Annotated in this window: 5 protein-coding genes; 2 read left to right on the top strand and 3 right to left on the bottom strand. The window is 73.2% G+C overall.

Features of this window, described 5'->3' with window-relative positions:
* Nucleotides 1-144: 144 nt before the first annotated feature.
* Together ACFU7Y_RS38470 and ACFU7Y_RS38475 are read right to left on the bottom strand one after the other, a co-directional pair.
* Nucleotides 145-519 (bottom strand): toxin Doc, encoded by a 375-nt coding sequence (locus tag ACFU7Y_RS38470; protein ID WP_224280449.1) that lies wholly within the window; start codon nucleotides 517-519, stop codon nucleotides 145-147.
* A 34-nt stretch (nucleotides 520-553) separates the two neighbouring features.
* Nucleotides 554-766: a hypothetical protein gene (locus ACFU7Y_RS38475; RefSeq protein WP_224280451.1), complete on the bottom strand. Its 213-nt coding sequence runs from the start codon at nucleotides 764-766 to the stop codon at nucleotides 554-556.
* Nucleotides 767-1,008: 242 nt separating this feature from the next.
* On the opposite strand from ACFU7Y_RS38475, the gene ACFU7Y_RS38480 reads away from it, so the two are divergent.
* Nucleotides 1,009-2,472, top strand: a complete 1,464-nt coding sequence (locus ACFU7Y_RS38480; RefSeq protein ID WP_224280453.1) for a S41 family peptidase — start codon at nucleotides 1,009-1,011, stop codon at nucleotides 2,470-2,472.
* Between the two features lie 3 nt (nucleotides 2,473-2,475).
* Here the strand turns inward: ACFU7Y_RS38480 and ACFU7Y_RS38485 are convergent, their stop codons facing one another.
* A complete protein-coding gene (locus tag ACFU7Y_RS38485) occupies nucleotides 2,476-4,089 on the bottom strand; it encodes an ABC-F family ATP-binding cassette domain-containing protein (protein WP_224280455.1) in 1,614 nt (537 codons plus the stop codon).
* Nucleotides 4,090-4,604: 515 nt separating this feature from the next.
* Between ACFU7Y_RS38485 and ACFU7Y_RS38490 the strand changes: the two genes are divergently transcribed.
* Nucleotides 4,605-5,831, top strand: a complete 1,227-nt coding sequence (locus tag ACFU7Y_RS38490) for a serine protease (protein ID WP_224280457.1) — start codon at nucleotides 4,605-4,607, stop codon at nucleotides 5,829-5,831.
* Nucleotides 5,832-5,873: the final 42 nt, after the last annotated feature.

Here is a 5,873-nt window from a genome sequence, read left to right on the forward strand (position 1 = left end):
GCTGTCCGCGGGCGGGACGCGGATACCGGCTCGGGACGCGGACCGCGGGCGGGACGCGGATACCGGCTCGGGACGCGGACCGCGGGCGGGCTGCGGCCGGGGCCGAAGGACCAGCCCCGCAGGGGACCGCCGCGGCGGTCGGCCTCAGATCCGCCAGTCGCGGATCCGGTCGGCCGCCGCGTACACGTCCGCCCGGCCCTCCGCTATGCCGCGGGCCAGCTCCACCAGCGCCCCGTACGGCGGGTCGATCCCCTCCCCGGCCGCGTGCATGTACGCGGCCGTCGTCATGCAGGCGTACAGGTTGTTGCGCACCGGCAGCGGGCGCAGCAGCACGATGGTGTGCATCAGGGTGGCCGCGCACCAGGCCGGGTCCGCGTCGTGGCCGAGCTGCGCGGTGTTCACCCGGTGCCGGGCGACGGCGGCCTGCAGCGCCGAGTAGTCCCGCACGCTGAGGTCCTCCGGGGAGGCCAGCTCCTGGACGTCGAGCAGCCAGCGCAGGTCGACGTGGAGCAGCGCCACTCCCCCGCCCCTCATCGCGTCGCGCCCCCGCCCCTCACGCCGCGGGTGCGTCCTCGGGGAACGCGGCGTCGAACTCGGCCCGGTGCGCCTTCCAGAACGCCACCGCGTGGTCCACGAAGACCCGCCGCTGCTGCTCCCGCACGCTCAGGTCGTGGACGTACGCCTTCACGGTCTTGCCGTCCGCGGCGGCGGCCTCGCGGATCGCGGCGAGTTCGTGCTCCGTGTACTCGATGTTGAGCGCAGGCATGCTGCCGATGCTACTGGAGCCAAGGACAGTTGGGGCCACGGGTGACGGACTTTCACCCACCGTCAAAACGGTTGTTGTCGAGAGCGCCAGGGACCATTCCGCCCGACTCCGGATGGTCCCGGAGGAGGAAGCGGGTGCGGCACGGGGGATGACGCCCGGGCGATGGGGCCGGCCGTAACGTCGGGAGGGAGCGGTGGCGGAGGGGTTCCGCGGGGGAGACCGGGGTTCGGCGGAGGCCGGAGATGACACAGAGGAGTATCGGCAGGGCGGCGGCCGCGGCGGTGGCGCTCGCGATGGCGGTGGGGTTGGCGGCACCGGGGGCGGCCGCGGCCCGGGGAGGGCGGGCGAACCCGCTGGAGGGGGTCTGGCGGACGGAGGGCTACGGCCTGCTGATCGCGGTCTCCGGGGGCCGGCTCACCACGTACGACGTGACGGCGCACAGCTGCGTGCCGGGGTGGGTCACCGGGACGCGGACCGGTCCGCCCGGCCCGGACGGCACCACCCGCTACGGCGTGGGCAACCTCGCCCTGACGCTCACCCCCGAGGGCCGGAACCGGGCCGTGGAGCGCGAGGAGGGCGGGGTCGGCAGCAAGGCGCTCAGCCGGCTGGACGCCCTGCCGCCGCTGTGCGCCGCGCCGGCCCCGAACGACCCGCTCGCGGTCTTCGACCGGTTCTGGGAGAACTTCGAGGAGAACTACCCCTTCTTCGCCGCCAAGGGGATCGACTGGCACGCCGCCCGGGACGAGAAGCGGCGCACGATCACCCCGACGACGACGGCCGACCAGTTGCAGGCCGTCCTCGTGGACATGCTCCGCCCGCTCGGCGACGCGCACACCGGACTGGCCCGGGTGGTCGACGGGCAGCCCAGGGAGGTCTTCGGCGGGCAGCGGCCGGGGTCGACCGTGCGGACCGAGGAACTGACCGCGCGGGCCCGGCAGGCCTCGGCCGCCCAGCTCACCGGCCCGGAGCAGGTCTTCGCCGGAGGCCGGCTCGGGGTGGGCCGACTCCCCGACGGCCTCGGCTACCTCCGGGTGAGCAGCTTCGACGACTACACGGACGGCGACCAGCAGAGCCAGGTCGACGAACTGGACCGGGCGCTGGACGCCCTGCTGGACGCCCGGAACCGACCCACCGGTCTGGTCGTCGACGTGCGGCTGAACGGCGGCGGCTCGGACGCGCTCGGGCTGCACATCGCCGCCCGGCTCACCGATCGCCCCTACGTCGCCTACCGGAAGGTGGCACGCAACGACCCGGCCGATCCGACGAGGTTCACCCGGCCCGAGCCGGTGGTCGTGCGGCCCTCGGCGGGACGGCACTTCACCGGGCCGGTGGCGGTGCTCACCTCCTCGATCTCGACCAGCGCGGCCGAGACCTTCACCCAGGCCATGATGGGCCGGTCCCCGCAGGTGCTCCGGGTCGGTGAGAACACCCAGGGCGTCTTCTCCGACATCCTGATCAAGACGCTCTCGCCGGACTTCATGGCCGTCCTGCCGAACGAGAAGTACCTCACCCGGGACGGCAGCACCTTCGACGGACCGGGCATCCCGCCGAACGTCCGCACCCCGGTGTTCACCGCCGACGAGCTGGCCGCGCTCAGGGACTCGGCCCTGAGCACGGCCCGCCGGATGCTCGTCGAGGATGCCCGGGGCGAGCAGGACGCCCAGGACGCCCAGGACCGGCAGAGTCGGCAGGATCAGCAGCGGTAGGCGCTACATCGGCTCCACCGCCCGCAGTTCGCCGTCCAGCTCCAGCCACCGGGTGAGGCCCAGGCCGCGCAGGAACGGCAGGTCGTGGCTGGCCACGATCAGCGCGCCCCGGTAGGCGGCGAGCGCCTGGGTGAGCTGGCGGACGCTGGCGAGGTCCAGGTTGTTGGTCGGCTCGTCGAGCAGCAGCAGCTGCGGCGGCGGGTCGGCCAGCAGCAGGGCGGCCAGCGTCGCGCGGAACCGCTCGCCGCCGGAGAGGGTGGCGGCGGGCTGGTCGGCCCGGGCGCCGCGGAACAGGAAGCGGGCGAGCCGGGCACGGACCGCGTTGTCCCCGGCGGCGGGGGCGAACAGCTTGACGTTCTCCACGACGGAGCGCTCGTCGTCCAGCAGGTCGAGCCGCTGCGGGAGGTGCCGCAGCGGCACCGGGGTGATGACCTCCCCTTCCAGCGGGGCGAGTTCGCCCGCGATGGTGCGCAGCAGGGTGGACTTGCCGGCGCCGTTGCGGCCGACCAGGGCGATCCGCTCGGGCCCGCGCAGGTCGAGGTCGGCGGTGGTGCCGTAGGGCAGCCGGACCTTGTCCAGGGTGAGCACCGTGCGGCCGGCCGGGACGGCGGTGCGCGGCAGGTCGATCCGGATCTCCGCGTCGTCCCGGACGGCCTCCTCGGCCGCGCTGAGCCGCGCCTTGGCCTCCTCCAGGCGCTCGGTGTGCATGCCCTGGAGCCGGCCGGCCGTCTCCTGGCCCTTGCGCTTGAGCATCCCGGCGAAGATGTGCGGGTCGTTGCGGGTGACCGAGCGCTTCTTGCCGTACGCGGCGCTGCGATCCAGCCGGACGCGGGCGTCGGCCAAGTCCCGCTTCTGGCGCTGGACGTCGGCCTCGGCGTTGCGCAGCAGCCGCTCGGCCGTCTCCTGCTGGGCCGCGAGGGTGCGTTCGTAGTCCTCGAAGTTGCCGCCGTACCAGGTGACTTCGCCGCCCCGAAGGTCGGCGATCTGGTCGACGTGCCGGAGCAGTTCGCGGTCGTGGCTGACGATCAGCATCACGCCGTTCCAGCCGGCCACCGTCTCGTAGAGCCGCTCGCGGGCGGCCCGGTCGAGGTTGTTGGTGGGCTCGTCGAGCAGCAGGACGTCGGGGCGGGCCATCAGCAGGGCGGCCAGCCGCAGCAGCACCGCCTCGCCGCCGGAGAGTTCGCCGGTGGTGCGGTCGAGGCCGAGGCGGTGCAGGCCGAGCCGGTCGAGGGTGGCGCGGGCGCGCTCCTCGACGTCCCAGTCGTCGCCGATCGCGTCGAAGTGGCGCTGGTCGGTGTCGCCGGACTCGATGGCGTGCAGGGCCTCGCGGGCGCCGCGGATGCCGAGCGCCTCGTCCACCCGCAGGGTCGTGTCGAGCGTCAATCCCTGCGGAAGGTAGCCGAGTTCGCCGTCGACGCGGATGGTGCCGCCGGTGGGGGTGAGCTCGCCGGCGATCAGCCGCATCAGGGTGGACTTGCCGGCGCCGTTGAGCCCGATCAGGCCGGTGCGGCCGGGGCCGACGGCGAGCTGGAAGCCGTCCAGGACGGGCTTGCCGTCGGGCCACTCGAACGAGAGCTCGGTGCAGAGGACGGCGGTGGTGGTGGGTTGGTGTGCCATACAGGCCTCCCGGGGTGGTTGCCGAAGGGGTGGTGAGCAACACGGGGAGACACCGCGGGTGCGGAACCGGGTACGGCCGGAGGGAACGAAGGGGTGGCGTCACGCAGAGGAGCGCCACGGGCCGTGACTGAGGTCGCACACTCGCGCACCGCGCAACGGCAACAGGGCCTGCGCGGCGGGGGCGGTGTCCCGGGACCTCAGTAGAGCAACGGCCTTCTCCTTGTCTGGCTGATGACCCGGACCACGGTAGGCAGCCCGTACGAGGCGTGCAACCGATTTACCGGGCGCCGGGCCCGCCGAGCCCCCAGCCGCCGCGGCGGAGGCCCGGTGCCGATCCCGTGCCGATCCGGTGACGGTCTCGCCCCGGTCCGGTGACAGCCCCGTCCCGGTCCGGGGCGGATGTCAGGAGTTCCCGGGCCGCATGGCAGACTCCTCACCTGCCATGCCGGCGGCCGAGTGGGGCCGCACCCGGGGAACGGGCCGCATGGCGGTAGTCAACAGGGGGATTTGAACTCATGTCACCGATATCCCGGCCCGGCCGTGCCGTCCTGGGCGCCTCCGTCGCCGCGCTGACCATGGTGGTCGCCACCGCGTGCGGCCCCGACAACGCCGACCCGGCCGTGACCGCGGCTCCCGGCGTCACGGCCGACGCCTCCGGCAAGCCGGGCGCGGCTCCGATCAAGCTTCCGACGCTCGAAGAGCTGAAGACCTGGAAGCTCGAGGACTGGGACAAGTGGGCCCAGGCGAACGTCATCACCCCGGCCGTCAAGGGCTACTGGACCCTGCAGAAGCTGCTGGAGGCCAAGCCGAAGCCGCTGCCGCAGCCCGCCCCGGACGCGTCCCAGCCGCCCGCGCAGCCCACCGGCGCCGCACCGACCACCGGCGCGCCCGCCACCGGCCAGCCCACCGCGAAGCCCACCGCCGCCCAGCCGGGCGGCGGCGCGGACCAGCTGCCCGCCATGGTCCCGGCCAAGCCCGTGGCGCACCCGTTCCCGAAGAACATGCACGTCAACGGCAAGATCTTCTTCAAGGACGGCAACGAGGACTACGTGTGCTCCGGCACCGTCGTCTCCGACCCGGCCAACCCGGGCAAGAGCAACCTGGTGTGGACCGCCAGCCACTGCCTGCACGGCGGCAAGGGCAACAAGTACTACACCGACATCACCTTCGCCCCGGCCTTCAACAGCAACGGCGTGCTGAGCAACGGCAACAAGCAGGCCAAGCTGGAGGACGCCGAGCCGTACGGCGAGTGGACGGCCACCTCCGGCATGGTCTCGCCGCAGTGGACCGCCGAGGCCGACCCGGAGAAGGGCGGTCCGTGGAGCCAGTACGACTTCGGCATCATCAAGGTCGCCAACCCCAACCCGGGCGGCAAGTCGCTGGAGGAGACCGTCGGCGGCTCCGTCCCGCTCTGGTTCAACGCCCCGCGTGACCAGGTCGGCGCCGTCAGCAACTACGGCTTCCCGGAGGGCAAGCCCTTCGACGGCGTGGAGCTGGAGCACTGCGACGGCGGCAAGCCGTCCCAGAAGACCGGCGACCCGAGCCGCCCGGCGATGCTGCTGATCGGCTGCAACATGACCGGCGGCAGCAGCGGCGGCGGCTGGTACGCGACCAAGGACGGCAAGCCGGCCCTGGTCAGCGACACCTCCATCGGCAACGGCGCGAACACCTACGAGGCCGGTCCGTACCTGGAGGACGTGGCCCAGCACATGTTCGAGTACTTCTCGAAGAAGGCCAAGTGATCCACGGGTGATCCGCAGGTAGTCCCGGGGCCGCGGCTGCGA

It is taken from the genome of Kitasatospora sp. NPDC057542 (assembly GCF_042801945.1).
Taxonomy (GTDB): domain Bacteria; phylum Actinomycetota; class Actinomycetes; order Streptomycetales; family Streptomycetaceae; genus Kitasatospora.

Bases quoted from the DNA above. Each gene is read 5' to 3' on its own strand.
- ACFU7Y_RS38475 (WP_224280451.1), bottom strand. From the start codon at position 766: ATGCCTGCGCTCAACATCGAGTACACGGAGCACGAACTCGCCGCGATC.
- ACFU7Y_RS38480 (WP_224280453.1), top strand. From the start codon at position 1,009: ATGACACAGAGGAGTATCGGCAGGGCGGCGGCCGCGGCGGTGGCGCTC.
- ACFU7Y_RS38485 (WP_224280455.1), bottom strand. From the start codon at position 4,089: ATGGCACACCAACCCACCACCACCGCCGTCCTCTGCACCGAGCTCTCG.
- ACFU7Y_RS38490 (WP_224280457.1), top strand. From the start codon at position 4,605: ATGTCACCGATATCCCGGCCCGGCCGTGCCGTCCTGGGCGCCTCCGTC.